The sequence below is a fragment of the Maritimibacter fusiformis genome, from assembly GCF_008086115.1.
In the GTDB taxonomy this organism is placed as follows: domain Bacteria; phylum Pseudomonadota; class Alphaproteobacteria; order Rhodobacterales; family Rhodobacteraceae; genus Muriiphilus; species Muriiphilus fusiformis.
Genome location: NZ_VSIY01000013.1, coordinates 47,599 through 66,984, shown reverse-complemented (window position 1 = coordinate 66,984; position 19,386 = coordinate 47,599). Strand labels below are relative to the sequence as shown.

At 66.3% G+C, this 19,386-nt stretch carries 16 protein-coding genes; 12 read left to right on the top strand and 4 right to left on the bottom strand.

The window, feature by feature from the left end; all coding sequences use genetic code 11:
- A complete protein-coding gene (locus FVF75_RS12570; protein WP_148378446.1) occupies positions 1 to 2,220 on the top strand; it encodes a peptidoglycan -binding protein in 2,220 nt (739 codons plus the stop codon).
- A gap of 4 nt (positions 2,221 to 2,224) precedes the next feature.
- Here the strand turns inward: FVF75_RS12570 and FVF75_RS12565 are convergent, their stop codons facing one another.
- From FVF75_RS12565 to gloB, 3 genes are all read right to left on the bottom strand, one after another.
- Entirely contained in the window at positions 2,225 to 3,214 is a 990-nt protein-coding gene (locus FVF75_RS12565; protein ID WP_148378443.1) for a M23 family metallopeptidase, read from the bottom strand.
- Between the two features lie 97 nt (positions 3,215 to 3,311).
- Positions 3,312 to 5,645 carry an ATP-dependent Clp protease ATP-binding subunit ClpA gene (gene clpA, locus FVF75_RS12560; protein WP_148378440.1) on the bottom strand — a complete coding sequence of 778 codons (2,334 nt, stop codon included), beginning with the start codon at positions 5,643 to 5,645 and terminating at the stop codon, positions 3,312 to 3,314.
- Positions 5,646 to 5,951: 306 nt separating this feature from the next.
- Positions 5,952 to 6,719 (bottom strand): hydroxyacylglutathione hydrolase, encoded by a 768-nt coding sequence (gene gloB / locus FVF75_RS12555; protein ID WP_148378437.1) that lies wholly within the window; start codon positions 6,717 to 6,719, stop codon positions 5,952 to 5,954.
- 63 nt (positions 6,720 to 6,782) lie between these two features.
- Between gloB and FVF75_RS12550 the strand changes: the two genes are divergently transcribed.
- The 7 genes from FVF75_RS12550 (at position 6,783) to FVF75_RS12520 (ending at position 13,524) form a co-directional block, all read left to right on the top strand.
- Entirely contained in the window at positions 6,783 to 7,454 is a 672-nt protein-coding gene (locus tag FVF75_RS12550; protein ID WP_246138081.1) for a DUF938 domain-containing protein, read from the top strand.
- An 89-nt stretch (positions 7,455 to 7,543) separates the two neighbouring features.
- Positions 7,544 to 8,344: a class I SAM-dependent methyltransferase gene (locus FVF75_RS12545; protein WP_148378435.1), complete on the top strand. Its 801-nt coding sequence runs from the start codon at positions 7,544 to 7,546 to the stop codon at positions 8,342 to 8,344.
- Positions 8,345 to 8,636: 292 nt separating this feature from the next.
- The gene (locus FVF75_RS12540; RefSeq protein WP_148378432.1) at positions 8,637 to 9,200 is read left to right on the top strand and encodes a F0F1 ATP synthase subunit delta; all 564 of its coding nucleotides are present in this window, start codon (positions 8,637 to 8,639) and stop codon (positions 9,198 to 9,200) included.
- A gap of 4 nt (positions 9,201 to 9,204) precedes the next feature.
- Positions 9,205 to 10,743, top strand: coding sequence for a F0F1 ATP synthase subunit alpha (gene atpA / locus FVF75_RS12535; RefSeq protein ID WP_148378430.1), 1,539 nt, complete (start codon positions 9,205 to 9,207; stop codon positions 10,741 to 10,743).
- A gap of 29 nt (positions 10,744 to 10,772) precedes the next feature.
- The gene (locus FVF75_RS12530) at positions 10,773 to 11,654 is read left to right on the top strand and encodes a F0F1 ATP synthase subunit gamma (protein WP_148378428.1); all 882 of its coding nucleotides are present in this window, start codon (positions 10,773 to 10,775) and stop codon (positions 11,652 to 11,654) included.
- Positions 11,655 to 11,674: 20 nt separating this feature from the next.
- Positions 11,675 to 13,099: a F0F1 ATP synthase subunit beta gene (atpD, locus tag FVF75_RS12525; protein WP_148378426.1), complete on the top strand. Its 1,425-nt coding sequence runs from the start codon at positions 11,675 to 11,677 to the stop codon at positions 13,097 to 13,099.
- 11 nt (positions 13,100 to 13,110) lie between these two features.
- Positions 13,111 to 13,524: a F0F1 ATP synthase subunit epsilon gene (locus FVF75_RS12520; RefSeq protein ID WP_148378424.1), complete on the top strand. Its 414-nt coding sequence runs from the start codon at positions 13,111 to 13,113 to the stop codon at positions 13,522 to 13,524.
- 72 nt (positions 13,525 to 13,596) lie between these two features.
- Here the strand turns inward: FVF75_RS12520 and mgrA are convergent, their stop codons facing one another.
- Positions 13,597 to 14,661 (bottom strand): L-glyceraldehyde 3-phosphate reductase, encoded by a 1,065-nt coding sequence (gene mgrA, locus FVF75_RS12515; RefSeq protein WP_148378421.1) that lies wholly within the window; start codon positions 14,659 to 14,661, stop codon positions 13,597 to 13,599.
- Between the two features lie 139 nt (positions 14,662 to 14,800).
- On the opposite strand from mgrA, the gene FVF75_RS12510 reads away from it, so the two are divergent.
- The 4 genes from FVF75_RS12510 to FVF75_RS12495 all read left to right on the top strand — a co-directional run bounded on the left by FVF75_RS12510 (position 14,801) and on the right by FVF75_RS12495 (position 19,376).
- Positions 14,801 to 16,030, top strand: coding sequence for a hypothetical protein (locus FVF75_RS12510; RefSeq protein ID WP_148378418.1), 1,230 nt, complete (start codon positions 14,801 to 14,803; stop codon positions 16,028 to 16,030).
- 65 nt (positions 16,031 to 16,095) lie between these two features.
- Positions 16,096 to 17,751 carry an energy-dependent translational throttle protein EttA gene (gene ettA, locus FVF75_RS12505; protein ID WP_148378415.1) on the top strand — a complete coding sequence of 552 codons (1,656 nt, stop codon included), beginning with the start codon at positions 16,096 to 16,098 and terminating at the stop codon, positions 17,749 to 17,751.
- A 4-nt stretch (positions 17,752 to 17,755) separates the two neighbouring features.
- The gene (locus tag FVF75_RS12500) at positions 17,756 to 18,739 is read left to right on the top strand and encodes a PIN domain-containing protein (RefSeq protein WP_148378412.1); all 984 of its coding nucleotides are present in this window, start codon (positions 17,756 to 17,758) and stop codon (positions 18,737 to 18,739) included.
- A gap of 481 nt (positions 18,740 to 19,220) precedes the next feature.
- On the top strand, positions 19,221 to 19,376 hold the full coding sequence (locus FVF75_RS12495) for a DUF3309 family protein (RefSeq protein ID WP_148378409.1): 156 nt from the start codon (positions 19,221 to 19,223) through the stop codon (positions 19,374 to 19,376).
- The last annotated feature ends 10 nt before the right edge of the window (positions 19,377 to 19,386 follow it).

Genomic DNA, 19,386 nt, shown 5'->3' with positions numbered 1-19,386 from the left:
ATGGCCCTGTCGCGCCGATCGACGCAACGGATTTCGGGGTCGATCTGGCCCGGGTTCGTCGATGCGATGACGGCGCTGCTGCTGGTGCTGATGTTCGTTCTGACCATCTTCATGGTGGTGCAATACGTGCTGCGCGAAACCATCTCGGGGCAGGCCAGCGAGTTGAACGAGCTGTCGGCGCAGGTGGCCGAACTGGCCGAGGCGCTGGGGCTGGAACGCGGCCGCTCGGCGCGGCTGGAAACCGAGGTCGGCACGCTGACCTCGTCGCTCGACCGGGCGACGGAGGAGGCCGAGACCCAGGCTGCGCTGATCGCCTCGTTGAATGCGCAGATCGAGGCGCAGCAGGGCGAGCTTGCGGCGCGGGCGGCGCGCATCACCTCGTTCGAGGCGCAGGTGGCCACCCTGCTGGCCGAACGCGACACGGCGCGCGAGGCGGGTGCGCGGATGTCGGCCACCATCGAGGAGCTTGAGGCGGCCCAGGCGCGGCTGATCTCGGAGCAGGAGGCGCTGAACCTGGCGCTGGCCTCGGCGCGCGACGAGATCGACGCCCAGGCCGAAGCCGCCCGGCTGGCCGCCGCACGGCGCGAGGCGCTGGATGCGCTGGTGGCCGATCTGCAAAGCCGGATCGAGGAGCGCGACACCTCGCTGGCCAACGCGCTGGCGCGGCTCGAGGACCGCGAGGCGGCGCTGGAGACCGCCCGGGCCGAGCTTGCCACGCGCGAGGGAACGCTGTCGCAGACGCTGGCGCGGCTTGAACAGGCCGAAACCACGCTGGAGGAGCGCGAAAGCACGCTGGCCGATGCGCTGGCGCGGCTCGAGGACGGGACTGCGACCGCCGAGGGGCTGGCGGCGCGCGTGGCTGAGCTTGAGGCGGGGTTGACCGAGGAGGAATCCGCGCGGCTGGCCGAACGCGCCGCTGCCGAGGCGCTGCGCCAGCGTCTGGCCGAGGTCGAGGTGGCGCTGTCGGACGAGGAGGCGGCGCGGCTCAGGGAACAGGCGGCGGCGGCGGCGTTGCGCGAGCGGCTGTCGACGATGCAGGCGGACCTGTCCGATGCCGAGGCCGCGCGTCTGGCCGAACTGGCCGCTGCCGAGGCCCTGCGCGCGCGTCTGGCCGACGCCGAGGCGGCGCTGAGCGACGAAGAAGCCGCGCGGCTGGCCGAGGCCGCCGCCGCCGAGGCGCTGCGCGAACGGCTGAAGAACGCCGACGATGAGTTGACCGCGATGACGCTGGCGCTGGAGGAACAGCGCAAGCGCGCCGAGGAGACTTTGACCCTGCTGGCCGCCGCCGAGGCGGCGAATGCCGATCTGAACGCCAAGCTGGCGGCGGCCCTGGCCGAGGCCGAGGCGCTGTCGGACGACGTGGGCGACGAGGCGGCGCTGCGCGAACGGCTCGCCGCCGCGCTGGCCGAAAAGGCCGCCGCCGAGACCGAGGCGCGCGAGGCCCTGAGCGAGGCCGACCGGCGGGCGCTGCTGCTGTCGGCGGCCAATGCCGAGTTGTCCGAGGAAAAGGCGGTGTCTGCCGAGGCGCAGCGCAGGATCGCGCTGCTCAACGAACAGATGGTGGCGCTGCGCCGCCAGCTATCCGGCCTGCAGCAGATCCTGGCCGAATCCGAGGCCCGCGACGAGGCCGCACAGGTGCAGATCGAGGCGCTTGGCACGCGGCTGAACGCGGCCCTGGCCCAAGTCGCCGCCGAGGAACGGCGCCGCGCCGAGCTGGAAGAGGCCGAGCGCAAGCGGCTGGAGGAGGAAGCCAAGAAACTGGAAGCCTACCGTTCGGATTTCTTCGGCAAGCTGCGCGAAATCCTCGGCGACCGCGAGGGCGTGCGCATCGTCGGCGACCGCTTCGTGTTCTCGTCGGAAGTGCTGTTCGACCCCGGCAAGGCCGAACTGTCCGAAGGCGGCCGCGCCCAGATCGCGCGGGTGGCGGAAATCCTGTCCGACGTGGCCGACCAGATTCCGCCCGAGATCGACTGGGTGATCCGGGTGGATGGCCACACCGACAAAACCAAGCTGGGGGTCAACAGCGACTATGCCGACAACTGGGAACTGAGCCAGGCCCGCGCGCTGTCGGTGGTGCATTACATGATCGAGGAGCTTGGCTTCCCGCCAGACCGGCTGGCGGCGACGGGGTTCGGTGAATTCCAGCCGGTCGATCCCGGCGACAGCCCCGAGGCGCTGGCGGCGAACCGGCGGATCGAGTTGAAACTGACCGAGAAGTAGGGCGTCAGTCGTCGACGGTGACCCGGCCCGACATCATGTCCAGCACCGCCCCGCCCCGGCGCAATTCCACGACAATGCTCCATCCCCCCGGCGTCCAGCCGCCCTCGGGGCGTTTGCGGCCAGCGGCGCGGAACAGTTGCGCCTGGGTTTCTTCGAGCGTGATCTCCCGCGAAACCAACGTGCTGCCGTCGGGTGCCTGCAGGCTGATCGCCACCACGTCGCCCGCGCGCCCGCCGAACAGGTAGGCCCAGCCGACCAGTGCGGCGGCGTCGGCGGGCATGGTGGCGCGCGCCGCCGTGCCTGCCTTGATGGCGTCATAGGCCGGCACCTCCTGCGCCATGCCGACCGCGATCAGCCCGCCTGGCACGTAGGGCAGCGGGTCTTTCCACATGTCGTCGTCCGGGCCATCGTCGGCGCCGCAGGTCACGATGCCGTCGGTGTTGAACGGGTCGACCTCGCGATCCCCGTCGCGCAGGGCGAAATGCAGATGCGGGAACTCGGTCACGCCCGACAGGCCGACCTGGCCCAAGACCCGCCCCATCGCCACGCGCTGCCCCACCGCGACCGTGACGGACCCCATGCTGAGGTGGCAGTATTGCGTGCTCCAGCCGTCGCCGTGGTCGATCACCACGCCGTTGCCGCATTCCTGCCCGTCGAGGGTGTCGGGTGGAGTGCCCGCCAGCCCCGCGTCCGGCATCCCGTCGCGCAGCGCGCGCACCACGCCGGGGGCGGCGGCGATCACATCGACGCCCGCCGCCATCGCGGCCAGCGAGTTGAGGGCGAAATCGGTGCCGCCGTGGCCGTCATAGCTGAGCGTGCCGCAGGTGAAATCGGCCCCGCCCGGGCCGGGGTCGGCGTCGACATGGTGCTGGATGAAACAGTCTTCGCCCAGGGTGCAGGCGATGGGCAGACCCAGCAACGGCTCGCGCGCCAGCGCCGGGGCGGCGAGGGTGGCAAGGGCGGCGGTGGCGAGGATCGCGGCAAACCGGGTCATGCGTCGACCATAGGCCGCGTGGTGATCCGATCAAGCGGCAAGAAAAAGGACCGGCCACGCGGGCCGGTCCTTTGTCGTTTCGTCGCGGTCGGGCCGCTCAGTCCGCGGTCAGAAGCGGCGGCTTCTTGCGCGAGGTCAGGCGGGCCTTTTGCGGCTCTTCGATCTTGAGGTCGATCTCGCCGTTCTTGACGCCGACCTTGACCAGACCGCCCTTGGCCAGCTTGCCGAACAGAAGCTCCTCGGCCAGCGGCTTCTTGATGTGCTCCTGGATGACCCGGCCCAGCGGGCGCGCGCCCATCTTGTCGTCGTAGCCCTTTTCGGCCAGCCATTCGGCGGCCTTGCGGGTCAGTTCGATCGACACGCCCCGGTCGAGAAGCTGCGCTTCGAGTTGCAGCACGAATTTCTCGACCACCTGCAGGATCACCTCGCGCGACAGCGGCGCAAAGCTGATGACTGCGTCCAGGCGGTTGCGGAATTCGGGCGTGAAGGTGCGCTCGATGGCGGCGGTATCCTCGCCCTCGCGCCGGTCGCGGCCAAAGCCGATGGCCTCTTTCGCCTGTTCGGTGGCGCCCGCGTTGGTGGTCATGATGACCACCACGTTGCGGAAGTTCACCGTGCGCCCGTTGTGGTCGGTCAGCTCGCCGTGGTCCATGACCTGAAGCAGGATGTTGTAGACATCCGGGTGCGCCTTTTCGATCTCGTCCAGCAGCAGCACGCAATGCGGGTGCTGGTCGACGCCATCGGTCAGAAGCCCGCCCTGGTCGAACCCGACATAGCCCGGCGGCGCGCCGATCAGGCGCGAAACCGCGTGTTTCTCCATGTATTCCGACATGTCGAAACGCAGAAGCTCGACGCCGAGCTGGTCGGCCAGTTGCCGCGCCACCTCGGTCTTGCCGACGCCCGTGGGACCGGCGAACAGGTAGTTGCCGATGGGCTTTTCCGGCTCACGCAGTCCGGCGCGGGCCAGTTTGATCGCGCTGGCCAACGCCTCGATGGCCTTGTCCTGGCCGAACACCACGCGCTTGAGTGACGCGTTGAGGTCGCGCAGCACTTCCTGGTCGTCCTTGGAGACGCTTTTCGGCGGGATACGGGCGATCTTGGCCACGATGGCCTCGATGTCCTTGGCGCCGATGGACTTGCGCCGCTTGGAGGCCGCCAACAGGTGCTGGGCCGCGCCCGCCTCGTCGATCACGTCGATGGCCTTGTCGGGCAGCTTGCGGTCGTTGATGTAGCGGTTCGACAGTTCCACCGCCGACTTGATCGCCTCGTTGGTATACTTGATGTGGTGGTGATCCTCGAAATAGGGCTTGAGGCCCTTGAGGATCTTGACCGTGTCATCGACCGAAGGCTCGTTCACGTCGATCTTCTGGAACCGGCGGCTGAGCGCGCGGTCCTTTTCGAAGTGCTGGCGGAACTCCTTGTAGGTGGTCGAGCCCATGCAGCGCAGCTTGCCGCCCTGCAGCGCGGGCTTGAGCAGGTTGGAGGCATCCATCGCGCCGCCCGAGGTGGCACCGGCGCCGATCACCGTGTGGATCTCGTCGATGAACAGCACCGCGTCGTCGTGGTTCTCAAGCTCGTTGACCACGGCCTTGAGCCGTTCCTCGAAATCGCCGCGATAGCGGGTGCCGGCCAGCAGCGCGCCCATGTCGAGCGAGTAGATGGTGGTCTTCGACAGCACCTCGGGGGTTTCGCCCTTGACGATCTTGTGGGCCAGACCCTCGGCGATGGCGGTCTTGCCGACGCCGGGATCGCCGACCAGAAGGGGGTTGTTCTTGCGCCGGCGGCACAGCACCTGGATGCAGCGCTCGACCTCGTGGTCGCGCCCGATCAGCGGGTCGATCTCGCCCGCCTCGGCCTTGGCGTTGAGGTCGACGCAGTATTTCGCCAGCGCGGAGTCGCTCTTTTCCTCGATCTCGTCGTCATCGGCGCTGGCGGTGCTTTCCTCGAAATCCGGCGCGCCGGTGATCGGCCGCGCCTCGCCATACGAGGGGTCCTTGGCCACGCCGTGCGCGATGTAGTTGACCGCGTCGTAGCGGGTCATGTCCTGTTCCTGCAGGAAATAGGCCGCGTTGCTTTCGCGCTCGGCAAAGATCGCGACCAGAACGTTGGCGCCGGTCACTTCGGTCCGGCCCGAGCTTTGCACATGGATCGCGGCGCGCTGGATCACGCGCTGGAAGGCCGCCGTCGGCACCGCCTCGGAGCCTTCGATATTGGTTTCCAGCGTGGTCAGGTCGTCGTCGATATACTTGACCACGGTGGCGCGCAGTTCTTCGAGGTTGACCGAGCAGGCCTTCATCACACGGGCCGCGTCGGGTTCGTCGATCAGCGCCAGAAGCAGGTGCTCGAGCGTCGCAAGCTCATGCCGCCGGTCGTTGGCATGGGCAAGTGCGGCGTGGATCGCCTGTTCAAGGGTGTTCGAAAAGGATGGCACCTGTTTTTCTCCTCGTTCTCGGGCCGGCGCCTGACCGACCCTCGCCTCACGATCTTAAAGTTCGGTTTTCCCGCCGCGTCTTCAACCCTTTTGTTGTCAACTTTCCTTGTGTCCGCACGATTCGGCCTGTTTCGGCGGGCTGGCGCGGCGGCGGATCGGGTGAAACCGCCTTCACAGCCATGGCCTGCGCCGCTCTGGCTGCCGCCGCCGGCGGGGCCGGGGGCAAATCGTCGCTATCTGGGTCAAGTATAGCCTGCCCGCCGCGCGACAACAATTCAAATGCCGGGGCGCGCGGCGGGCATGTGGCTAGAACGCATCCTTGGCGGCGCGGATATGGGCAAAGACCTCGACATCGCGTTCGCCGGCCATCTTCAGCCCCGCCTTCATGCTGTCGAGCCCGGCGCGCAGGAAGGGGTTGGTCGCCTTTTCCAGCGCCAGCGTCGAGGGCACCGTGGGCGTGCCTGCCGCGCGCGCTGCCTCGGTGTGTTTCATGCGCTGCACCAGCGCCGGGTTGGACGGCTCGATGGTCAGGGCAAAGCGGGCGTTGGAGAGCGTGTATTCATGGCCCGAACAGATCTGCGTGTCGTCGGGCAGGGCGGCAAGCCGCATCAGGCTGTCCCACATCTCGGGCGCGGTGCCCTCGAACAGCCGCCCGCAGCCCAGCGCCATCAGGCTGTCGCCGGTAAAGGCCGCGCCCGCGTCGGCGAGATAGTAGGCGACATGGCCCGAGGTATGCCCCTTGGCGTCGATCACCTCGACCGGGTGGCCGGCGAAATCGACGGTCTCGCCCGGCGACACCGCGAGGTCGAGCGCGGGCAGGCGGTGGGCGTCGCGCGCCGCGCCGATGACGCGGGGGGCGTGGGCCGCGACCAGGTCGGCCAGCCCGTCGATGTGGTCGGCGTGGTGGTGGGTAATGAACACATCCGTCAGCCGCCAGCCGCGCCGCTCCAGCATCGCCTGGATCGGCCAGCTTTCCGGCGCGTCGAACAGCGCGGTCGCGTCGGTGGCGCTGTCATGCACGAGAAAGGCGTAGTTGTCGGACAGGCAGGGAATGGTCTCGATCTCAAGCGTCATGGCCCGTCGCCTTCCCCGTCTGCGTTCGCAACGATGTTGCCCTATCGCCCGCGCGGGTGCAACATGGGCGTGGAGACCGCGATGACAGCCAATGACAGACCACCGCCCGTGCATTCCCAGGCCGACCCCGAAGGCGACGACGGCCGGTTGAGCGCGCCCGCCGCGGCCCGCAACACCGGCCCGATCATCGAGGCGCTGCGTCCGCATGTGCCCAGCGCGGGCTGCGTGCTGGAGATCGCCGCCGGCACCGGCCAGCACGCGGTGGCCTGCGCGCGGGCCTTTCCGGCCCTCGACTGGCAACCCAGCGACATCGTGCCGGAGCGTCTGGCCAGCATCGACGCCTGGCGCGCCGCCGAGGGCGTGGCCAACATGCGGGTGGCGATCCACCTCGACGCTGCGGCGCCGGACTGGGCCTATGGCCCGGTCGAGCTGGTGATGGCGGTGAACCTGATGCACCTGATCCCCGAGGCCGCGGCGCGAAACGTGATTCGCGGCATCGCGCGGGCGTTGGGGCCGGGCGGTCGGTTTTTCCTCTACGGCCCGTTCCGCACCGGCGGCGGGTTCCGCTCCGAGGGTGACGCGCGGTTCGACGCGAGCCTCAGGCGCGACGATCCGGCGATGGGCTACAAGGACGCCGAATGGATCGCCGCCGAGGCCGCCGCCGCCGGGCTGGACCCGGTCGCCACCATCGAGATGCCCGCCAACAACCTGTCGCTGGTGTTCGCCAAGCAGTGATGCGGGCCGGGGGCGGTGCCTCTGCGGCAGGCGGCGCGGCGGCCGGAAACACTCTGGCAAATCCACGGTGATGCGGTAGTGTCCCCGCCATGCATCTCGATGTCCGCGATCTCAAGGCCTTCTACTATCGTTCGGCGCTGGGACGCGCAGCGCAGCGGGCGGTGCGTGACCGGGTGCAGGCGTTCTGGCCGGAGGCCGACAAGCAGACGGTGGTGGGCTATGGCTTTGCGGTGCCGGTCCTGCGCCCCTATCTGGCGCGGGCACGCCGGGTGATCGCGCTGATGCCGGCGCCGCAGGGGGTGATGCCCTGGCCATCGGGGCATCCCAATGTCTCGGTGCTGTGCGAAGAGGCGATGTGGCCGCTCGATACCGGGGTGGTCGACAAGCTGGTGGTGCTGCACGGGCTCGAGGTGACCACCGATGTCACGCTGCTGCTGGACGAGGCCTACCGGGTGCTCGGCCCCGGCGGGCGGGTGCTGTTCGTGGTGCCGAACCGGGCCGGGATCTGGTCGCGCTCGGACGCGACGCCGTTCGGATTTGGCCGGCCCTATACACTGGGCCAGCTCGAGGCGCTGTTGCGCGCGCACGGGTTCACCACCGAGCGCCATGACGCGGCGCTGTATCAACCACCGTCGACGCGACGTTTCTGGCTCAAGACCGGGCCGATGTGGGAGCGCACGGGGCGGCGGATGGCGATGGCGCGGGCCGGCGGGGTGCTGATGCTGGAAGCCTCCAAGCAGGTGCCCAAGCCGCGCCGCCCGGGGCTGGGCGAGCGGGTCAAGAAGCCGCTGTCGGTGCTCGACGGGCTGGGCGTGCCGGAGCCGTCGCACCGGACCCGGGCGGCTGCGGGGACGGCGGCGCGGCGCGGGCGCGGTGCCGACGTGCCGTGACCGGCCGTCTGCCGAACGCCAGCGGCGGGCCGAAATGCCGGGGGATTCGGCGCACCGGACGGGGCCGGACCCGAAGGCGGCGGCACCCACAGGGCGCGCAATCTGCCGCACCCTTGCCAAACCCCTTTCCAATAAGACCTGCATGTTGGCGATAAACCTGCGTATCAGTGTTGCGGGATCACAAAGCCTCTGCTAGACCCACGCCGATTTCAGATGGCTCGCGTCCGCGCGGCATCGCAGGCCGCCCCGCTCTGCCACGGCAGCGCTCAGAGGGGCTTAAGACATCGGAAGGGTGGACGTGTCCGGAGCTTCGATTTCAACTGGCATTGCCCAGCGCTACGCAACGGCGGTTTTCGAACTGGCCCGGGACAGCAAGCAGATCGCCAAGGTCGAGGCCGATCTCGACCAGATCGAGGCGGCGCTGGCGGGCAGCGACGATTTCCGCGCGATGATCACATCGCCGATCTATTCCCGTGACGAACAGGCCACCGCCGTCAAGGCGCTGGCCGCCAAGATGGGGCTGAGCGAGACCATGACCGGCGCGCTCGGCGTGATGGCCGGCAAGCGCCGGCTGTTCGTGCTGCCGCAGCTTGTCGCCGCCCTGCGCGAGGCGATCGCCGCCGACAAGGGCGAAGTGACCGCCGATGTGACCGCCGCCAAGGCGATGACCAAGGCACAGCAGGACAAGCTGGCGAAGGCGCTCAAGGCGTCGGTCGGCAAGGACGTCAAGATCAATCTGGCCGTCGATGAAAGCCTCATCGGCGGTCTTGTCGTAAAAGTGGGCTCGAAGATGATCGACTCGTCGATCCGTTCGCGGCTCAACGCACTTCAGAATTCCATGAAAGAGGTCGGATAGGACAATGGGTATCCAAGCAGCCGAAATCTCTGCCATCCTCAAGGAGCAGATCAAGAACTTTGGCCAGGAGGCCCAGGTGGCCGAAGTGGGTCGTGTGCTGTCCGTCGGTGACGGGATCGCGCGGGTCCACGGCCTCGACAACGTGCAGGCCGGCGAGATGGTCGAGTTCCCGGGCGGCATCCGGGGCATGGCGCTGAACCTCGAGGCCGACAACGTCGGTGTCGTGATCTTCGGTTCGGACCGCGACATCAAGGAAGGCGACACCGTCAAGCGCACCAAGTCCATCGTGGACGTGCCGGTGGGCGACGCGCTTCTGGGCCGCGTGGTCGACGCGCTGGGCAACCCGATCGACGGCAAGGGCCCGATCAAGACCAAGCAGCGCTCGGTCGCGGACGTGAAGGCGCCGGGCATCATCCCGCGCAAGTCGGTGCACGAGCCGATGGCGACCGGCCTCAAGTCGGTCGACGCGATGATCCCGATCGGCCGTGGCCAGCGGGAACTGATCATCGGCGACCGCCAGACCGGCAAGACCGCGCTGGCGCTCGACACCATCCTGAACCAGAAAAGCTACAACGACGCCGCCGGCGACGACGAGTCCAAGAAACTCTACTGCGTCTACGTCGCGGTGGGGCAGAAGCGGTCGACCGTGGCGCAGCTTGTGAAAAAGCTCGAGGAAAACGGCGCGCTGGACTATTCCATCATCGTGGCCGCGACCGCGTCGGACCCGGCGCCGATGCAGTATCTCGCCCCCTATACCGCCACCGCAATGGGCGAGTATTTCCGTGACAACGGCCGCCACGGCCTGATGATCTACGATGACCTGTCGAAACAGGCCGTGTCCTACCGCCAGATGTCGCTGCTTCTGCGCCGTCCGCCGGGGCGTGAAGCCTATCCCGGCGACGTGTTCTACCTGCACTCGCGCCTTCTGGAGCGTTCGGCCAAGCTGAACGAGGATCACGGCTCGGGCTCGCTGACGGCGCTGCCGATCATCGAGACGCAAGGCGGCGACGTGTCGGCCTTCATCCCGACCAACGTGATCTCGATCACCGACGGCCAGATCTTCCTCGAGAGCGAGCTGTTCTACCAGGGCATCCGCCCGGCCGTGAACACCGGCCTGTCGGTGTCGCGGGTCGGCTCGTCGGCCCAGACCAAGGCGATGTCGTCGGTCGCGGGCCCGGTGAAGCTGTCGCTGGCCCAGTATCGCGAGATGGCGGCCTTCGCGCAGTTCGGCTCGGACCTCGACGCCGCCACCCAGCGGCTTCTGAACCGGGGCGCGCGCCTGACCGAGTTGATGAAGCAGCCGCAGTATTCGCCGCTGACCAACGCCGAGATCGTCTGCGTGATCTTCGCCGGCGTGAACGGCTATCTCGACAAGCTCGACGTCAAGGACGTGGGCCGCTTCGAGAAGGGGCTTCTGAACCACCTGCGCACCAAGGCCTCCGACGTGCTCAAGGACATCACCGAGAACGACCGCAAGGTGAAGGGCGATCTGGAAGACAAGATCAGGGCCGCCATCGACAGCTTCGCCGAAGGCTTCGCGTAAGCCCGGGGTGAACCGAGAGGAGGCTGGCAATGCCAAGTCTTAAGGACCTGAAAAACCGGATCGAGAGCGTCAAGTCGACGCGCAAGATCACCAAGGCGATGCAGATGGTCGCCGCGGCCAAACTGCGCCGTGCGCAGGAGGCCGCCGAGGCCGCGCGGCCCTATTCCGAGCGCTTCAACGCAGTGCTCGCGGGGCTGGCCAAGGCGGCGGCCGGGTCGGATGCGGCACCGAAACTGGTGCGCGGCTCCGGGTCGGACCAAGTGCATCTGCTGGTGGTGATGACCGCCGAGCGCGGGCTGTGCGGCGGCTTCAACTCGTCGATCGTCAAGCTGGCGCGGGCCAAGGCGCAGGACCTGCTTGCCGCCGGCAAGACGGTCAAGATCCTGACCGTGGGCAAGAAGGGGCGCGAGCAGCTCAAGCGTGAATACGCCGACCACTTCGTCGGCCATGTCGACCTGTCCGGCATCCGTTCGGTCGGCTATGACAACGCGCAAGGCATCGCCACCGACCTGCTGCAACGTTTCGAGGCGGACGAGTTCGACGTCGCGACGATCTTCTACAACACCTTCCAGAACGTCGTGACCCAGATCCCGACCGAGATGCAGGTCATCCCCGCCACCTTCGAGGATGTCGAGACCGAGGCCGAGGACACCGGGCTGGTCTATGACTACGAGCCTTCGGAAGAGGCGATCCTGGCGACGCTTCTGCCCAAGGGGGTGGCCACCGCGATCTTTGCGGCTCTGCTGGAGAACGCGGCGTCCGAACAGGGTGCGCGGATGTCGGCGATGGACAACGCGACCCGCAACGCCGGCGAGATGATCGACAAGCTGACGATCGAATTCAACCGCTCGCGTCAGGCCGTCATCACCAACGAGCTTATCGAGATTATTTCGGGCGCCGAAGCGCTCTAACGGAACCGGAGACGAAACAGATGGCAAAAGCAAAAGGCACAGTGACCCAGGTCATCGGCGCCGTCGTGGACGTTCAGTTCGAGGGCGAGCTGCCGGCGATCCTGAACGCGCTGGAAACCGACAACAACGGCAACCGCCTGATCCTGGAAGTGGCGCAGCACCTGGGCGAGAACACCGTGCGCACCATCGCGATGGACGCGACCGAGGGTCTGGTGCGCGGCCAGTCCGTCACCGACCTGGGCGAACCGATCTCGATGCCGGTCGGCTCGGGCACGCTGGGCCGCATCCTGAACGTCGTCGGTGAGCCGGTGGACGAAAAAGGCGAGGTCAAGGCGACCGAGCGCCGCCCGATCCACGGCGAGGCGCCCGCGTTCGCGGACCAGTCGACCGAGACCGAGATCCTGACCACCGGCATCAAGGTCATCGACCTTCTGGCCCCCTATACCAAGGGCGGCAAGATCGGCCTGTTCGGCGGTGCCGGTGTGGGCAAGACGGTTCTGATCATGGAACTGATCAACAACATCGCCAAGGTGCACTCGGGCGTGTCGGTGTTCGCCGGCGTGGGCGAGCGGACGCGTGAGGGCAACGACCTTTACCACGAGATGATCGAATCGGGCGTGATCGTGCCCGACAACCTCGAGGAATCGAAGATCGCGCTGGTCTATGGCCAGATGAACGAACCGCCGGGGGCGCGGATGCGCGTGGCGCTGTCGGGCCTGACGCTGGCCGAGCAGTTCCGCGACGAATCCGGGTCGGACGTGCTGTTCTTCGTCGACAACATCTTCCGCTTCACCCAGGCCGGTTCCGAGGTTTCGGCGCTTCTGGGCCGCATCCCGTCGGCGGTGGGCTACCAGCCGACGCTGGCCACCGACATGGGCGCGATGCAGGAACGCATCGCCTCGACCAAGGCCGGTTCGATCACCTCGGTGCAGGCCGTCTACGTGCCCGCCGACGACCTGACCGACCCCGCGCCCGCGACCTCGTTCGCCCACCTTGACGCGACCACGGTTCTCGACCGCGCGATCTCGGAAAAGGGCATCTATCCGGCGGTGGACCCGCTGGGCTCGACCTCGCGCCTGCTGGACCCGCTGATCATCGGCGACGAGCACTACAAGGTCGCGACCGACGTGCAGCAGATCCTCCAGCGCTACAAGTCGCTGCAGGACATCATCGCCATCCTCGGGATGGACGAACTGTCGGAAGAGGACAAGCTGGCGGTGGCGCGCGCGCGCAAGATCGAGCGCTTCCTGTCGCAGCCGTTCGACGTGGCCAAGGTGTTCACCGGCTCGGACGGGGTGCAGGTGCCGCTCGAGGAAACCATCGCCTCGTTCAAGGCCGTGGTGGCCGGTGAATACGACCACCTGCCGGAAGGCGCCTTCTACATGGTCGGCGGCATCGAGGACGTGAAGGCGAAAGCCGAGAAGATGGCGGCTGAGGCCGCCTAGGGAGGCCCGTAATGGCTGACACGATGCAATTCGACCTGGTCTCGCCAGAGCGGCTTCTGGCCTCGCTGGTGGCCAGCGCGGTGCAGATCCCCGGCGCCGACGGCGAGATGACGGCGATGCCGAACCATGCGCCGCTGATCACCACGCTGCGCCCGGGTATCGTCCGGGTGACCAGCGCCGAGGGCGACGCCAGCTTCGTCGTCACCGGCGGCTTTGCCGAGATCACGCCCGAAGGCACCTCGGTGCTGGCGGAACGCGCGATGCCGGTGGCCGAGGTCACGCAGGACGTGCTGGACGATTTCGTCGCCGCCGCGGTTGCCGCGCGCGACAACGCGACGCCGGAAATGCTCGACGAGCTGGCCAAGCAGGTCAGCGACATCGCGGGGATCGCGGCAGAGCTTGGATTGCAGGCGAAAGCGGCCTGATCCGCGCGTCACGGCCAAGGAAATCGACGCCTCGCACCGGATCGGTGCGGGGCGTTTTCGCGTCCGAGGGGGTCAGTCGGTCTCGGAAGAACTGGCCCAGAGGTTGATCGCCTCGTCGCCGGCAAAGCGGTCGATCTCGGCCAATTCCTCGTCGGTGAACTCGAGGTTGTCGACCGCCCCGGCGCAGTCCACCACCTGTTCGGGTTTCGACGCGCCGATCAGCGCCGAGGTGATGCCGCCGTCGCGCAGCACCCAGGCGATGGCCATCTGCGCCAGCGTCTGCCCGCGCCCTGCCGCGATGTCGTTGAGCGCGCGGATATGTTCGATCGCCTTGTCGCTGAGCAGGTTGGGATCGAGCGATTTGCCCTGCGCCGCGCGGCTGCCCTCGGGGATGCCGCCGAGGTATTTTTTCGTCAGCATCCCCTGTGCCAGCGGCGTGAAGGCGATGGACCCGACGCCAAGCCCGGCCAGGGTCTCTTTCAGCCCGTCCTTTTCGACCCAGCGGTTCAGCATGTTGTAGCTGGGCTGATGGATCAGAAGCGGCGTGCCGAGGTCGGTCAGGATCTCGACTGCTTCGCGGGTGCGTTCGCTGTTGTAAGACGAAATGCCGATATAGAGCGCCTTGCCCTGCCGCACGATCTGGTCGAGCGCGCCCATCGTTTCCTCGAGCGGCGTGTCGGGATCGAAGCGGTGCGAATAGAAGATGTCGACATAATCCAGCCCCATGCGCTTCAGGCTCTGGTCGCAGGAGGCGACCAGGTATTTGCGCGAGCCCCACTCGCCGTAGGGGCCGGGCCACATGTCGTATCCGGCCTTGGAACTTATGATGAGTTCGTCGCGCAGCCCGGCGAAATCGGTGCGCAGGATCTCCCCGAACGCGTCTTCGGCACTGCCCGCGGGCGGGCCGTAGTTGTTGGCGAGGTCGAAATGCGTGATGCCGTGGTCGAAGGCCGTGCGGCAGATCGCGCGCTTGGTCTGGTGCGGCGTGTCATGGCCGAAATTATGCCACAGCCCCAGCGACACCGCCGGCAGTTTCAGCCCCGATGCGCCGCAACGGCGGTAGACCATGCGGTCGTAGCGCTCGGGATTGGGGGTGTAGCGGGCGGGAAAGTCGGTGGCTTGGGCGATGCGGGTCATGGATGCCTCCTGTCTGGGCAGCGAGTAGACGCGCGCCGCCTTGCGATGTCAATGTGACCCGCCCCGGTCGGAGCGGTGCCGAATTTCCGACAATATTTCGCGCTAACAAGCTGAAAACGGGCGAAATTGCGAGGCGGATTTGCACAAGACCTATTTCATTCTACTCGCGGTCGTCACCGTGCTGGTGCTGGTCTTCGCGCTGCCCAGTGCGGCGCTTCTCGCGTCGCTTTTCACCTTGGGCCTTGGCGTGGTGATCCTGTTGCCGCTGCCCTATATCGGCCTCGGGATGTGGGCGGTTTTGCCGGCGGTGCTGCTCTGGCGCACGCCGTTCCGGCTGACGGCGCTGGCGGCGGGTGTGGGGGCCGTTGTCGTTGCCCTCGCCGCGCCCGGACCGTTTGCCGACCAGGCGCTGGCGCGCGATCTTGCGGCGCGGGGCGACATCCCGGCGACCCGGCTTGATCTGCCCGAACAGCCGGGGATCGAGATCCGCCGCCGCGTGTCTCGCGATCCCGATCTCTATTCCCGCGGCGAAGGCCGCGCCGGTCCCCTGATCGGCGAAAGCCCCTGCACCGAGGCCTGTGAGCGTCTGCTCATGGGCGGCGGCGTCGGCTGGGTGCGGATCGTGCTCACCGATGACGCCTATGGCAACGACCGGGCCGAGACCCATGCGCTGTTCGTGCCGGGCGGCGATGCCGCCTGCCGTGCCGCCAACCCCGACCTCGCGGGCGGCCCATGCGTGCTCTACGCGCCCGATCACGACCGCCCCGCTGACCTGACGCTGATACTCGACGAGGACCGCACCCACTGGCGCGCCGACCACTTCACCCCGTATCAGCCGATGGGCTTTCGCAGCGCCGCTGCGCATCTCGGGGCGGGTGCCGATTCGCCGGCTGTCTGGCAGGCGACCCAGCTTTTTAACGAACGGCCGAACGGCAGGTTCGGCTACGATTTCGGATCGCTCGCAAATGGCGACGCCGGGGGCGGGTTCATGCTTGGCCGCGCGCGCACCGCCACGCCGCCGATCGACCTCGCGGGCGCGCTGCAAACCATGGGCCTGCCGCTGGCGGCGGCGCGTGTGCCGCGCGCCAAGGCGCCGGGGACCGAGGACAACATCTTCGTCGAACCGCCGCCCGATGCCTTCGATGCCGCCCGCATCGCCTCGCTGATCGCCACCGGGCCGGAGGGCGGCCCCATGTTTTCCAACGCCTTCCGGCAGGAGGTGAACGGTTGGCACATGGGTCTGCGCTGGACGCCCGATCCGACCGAGGCCGAGCGCGCCATCTTCTGCGCCACGCTGGAAAGCCCGGCGATTCGGGACCTGTTCTGGCAGGATGGGTTGATCGCCAAGCACGGGATCGAGTGCCCCTAGTTGCCCCCGCGCCGCCGGGTCGCTATCTAGCCGGGAAACCCCGTATTCCCGAAAGGACGCGCGCGATGGCTGCTTATCAGTATGTCTTTCACATGGATGGTCTGTCCAAGACCTATCCCGGCGGCAAGAAGTGCTTCGAGAACATCCGCCTGAGCTTTCTGCCCGGCGTCAAGATCGGCGTCGTCGGCGTCAACGGCGCAGGCAAGTCGACGTTGCTGCGCATCATGGCGGGGATCGACAAGGACTTCACCGGCGAGGCCTGGGCAGCGGAGGGTGCGAGGGTCGGCTATCTGCCGCAGGAGCCCGAGTTGAACGGCAGCCTCAACGTGCGCGAGAACGTCATGCTGGGGGTGGCCGACAAGAAGGCGATCCTCGACCGCTACAACGAGTTGGCGATGAACTACTCGGACGAAACCGCCGACGAGATGGCCGAGTTGCAGGACAAGATCGACGCGCAGAACCTGTGGGATCTCGACGCCCAGATCGACGTGTCGATGGAGGCGCTGCGCTGTCCGCCGGACGATGCCGATGTCGAAACCCTGTCGGGCGGCGAGAAGCGCCGGGTGGCGCTGTGCAAGCTGCTCTTGGAAGCGCCCGAGATGCTGCTCTTGGACGAGCCGACCAACCACCTCGACGCCGAAACCATCGCCTGGCTGCAACAGCACCTGATCGAATATCCCGGCACAATCCTGATCGTCACCCACGACCGCTATTTCCTCGACGACATCACCGGTTGGATTCTGGAACTCGACCGGGGGCGGGGCATTCCCTACGAGGGCAACTATTCCTCGTGGCTTGAGCAAAAGGCCAAGCGGCTGGCGCAGGAGGCGCGCGAGGACAAGTCCAAGCAGAAGACGCTGGAGCGCGAACTTGCTTGGATCAGGCAGGGCGCCAAGGCGCGGCAGGCCAAGCAGAAGGCGCGGATCAACGCCTATAACGACCTCGCCGACCAGTCCGAGCGCGAAAAGATCGGCCGCGCCCAGATCGTGATCCCGCGCGGGCCGCGGCTTGGCGGCAAGGTGATCGAGGTCAACGGGCTGAAAAAGCACATGGGCGACAAGCTGCTGATCGAGGATCTGTCGTTCAGCCTGCCGCCCGGCGGCATCGTCGGCGTGATCGGCCCGAACGGCGCGGGCAAGACCACGCTGTTTCGGATGCTGACGGGGCAGGAGCAGCCGGACGAAGGCACGATCGAGTATGGCGACACCGTTGAGCTGGCCTATGTCGACCAGTCGCGCGACGCGCTGGATGCGAACAAGACGGTCTGGGAAGAGATTTCCGGCGGCGGCGAGGTGATCGACCTTGGCGACGCGCAGGTCAATTCACGGGCTTATTGCTCGTCGTTCAACTTCAAGGGCGGCGACCAGCAAAAGAAGGTCGGGCTGCTGTCGGGCGGCGAGCGCAACCGGGTGCACATGGCCAAGCTGCTCAAGTCCGGCGGCAACGTGCTGCTGCTGGACGAACCGACCAACGACCTCGACGTGGAAACACTGCGGGCGCTCGAGGATGCGCTGGTCGATTTTGCGGGCTGCGCCGTGGTGATCTCGCACGACCGCTTCTTCCTCGACCGCATCTGCACGCATATCCTGGCCTTCGAGGGCGAGGCGCATGTCGAATGGTTCGAGGGCAACTTCGAGGACTACGAGGAAGACAAGAAGCGGCGGCTGGGCGCGGACGCACTGGAGCCGAAGCGGTTGAAGTATAAGAAGTTTACGAGGTGAGGGGATGACGACTAGCCTATTTCTCGATGCAAATGTCTTCCTTTCTTTCTATCTGTTTGGGAAGGATGATCTCGAGGAAATGGCCAAGTTGGTCAAACTGATTGGGGACGAAGAAATCACTCTTCTCTCAAACGCACACCTTGTCCGTGAGGTTCAAAGAAGACGAGAAGGTAAGATTGCGGAGGGTTTCAACGCTCTAAAGTCAGCGAACTTTGGGCGTGAGTTCCCACACTACTGCAATGACTATCCCGAATATCCAGAGATCAAGTCGAAGCTCAAAGATGTTGGAAAATTGCACGCGTCGTTGGTTTCGAAGGCTATGACCGACATAGAAGCCAAAACCTTACGTGCCGATCTCTTGATAAACGGTCTATTCGATCTAGCCACCGATATTCCAATCGACGAAGACCTCTATTCTCGGGCCCTTCGAAGGGTTGAGCTTGGTGAGCCTCCCGGAAAGAACCGTTCAGTTGGCGACGCGATCCATTGGGAGGCCCTTAAATCACATTCACCCATATTCGAGCTCAACTTGGTTACATTGGATTCGGATTTCTCTTCGCCTTTGAACGCTTCCATGATTGATGGATACCTAGAGGAGGAATGGATCGCTTCTGGCTTCCTGCGCTCCGTGAGGTTGTTTCCCTCACTGTCAGGTTTTTTCAAAGAGCGTTTTCCAGCAATTGAACTGTCGGTGGAGTTCGAAAAGGATGAACTGGTGGGTCGCCTCAAAGGTTCACCCAATTTTGCGGAGACCCACGAGATTATCAACAAACTAACGGGGTTCGAGGGGCTGACACGCGGACAAATTCGTGGAGTATTCGAGGCGCTGACAACAAATAGTCAAGTGGGGTGGATCGCGACCGATGCCGACGTTAAGGAATTCTATGTCAGATTCGAAGACAATGCTTGGTTTCTGAACACGAGCATTCGAGAACGTGCAGAAGAACTTCTGGAAGTCGAGAGTGGGTTTTTCGGTTTACCGTTCTGACTGATAAACGTTCTGGACAGGCTCCAGTTGCACATCGCACCACACAGGTTCGCGCCCGGCACGAGGGTGGGCGCACTTCGCGCCCGCCCTGGGGGCGGGTCGGGCGCGAACCGGATCGCAAGCGATCCGGGAAAGGATTTCCCCTCTCCCCGAACCACGAGAATCCCCGGCGCGCATTTTACCACCTGCGTCTCGGGCTTCTTGGTCGCATTGAAATGCAGCAGGTAACCGCGTTCCCGCCCCGGCGTCAGCCCGTCCCAAGTCGCGCGCCGGGTGAAATCGAAGCTGGCGCCCGGAGCCTCGATCCGGACGGCCGCGGCTAGCGAAAAAAACGGTAGGATGGGGTAGAACCCTATCCTACTCGCTAGACGCACGGCGGCGGCGTTTGCGCGGGACCGCGAACGCCGCCGTTCCGGGCCGCGGGAACCAAACCCGTCCCTTTCGCGTTGCCCTGTCGGGTCTGCACGAAAGGATCGTTCCCATGCTTTACACCATTCTGATCATTATCCTCATTCTGGCCATTATCGGCTCCCTGCCCACCTGGGGATATGCGCGCGGTTGGGGCTATGGCCCCTCCGGCGGCTTGGGTCTCGTGCTGCTTGTCCTCATCATCCTGGTGCTGATGGGCTACGTCTGACGGGGCGCGG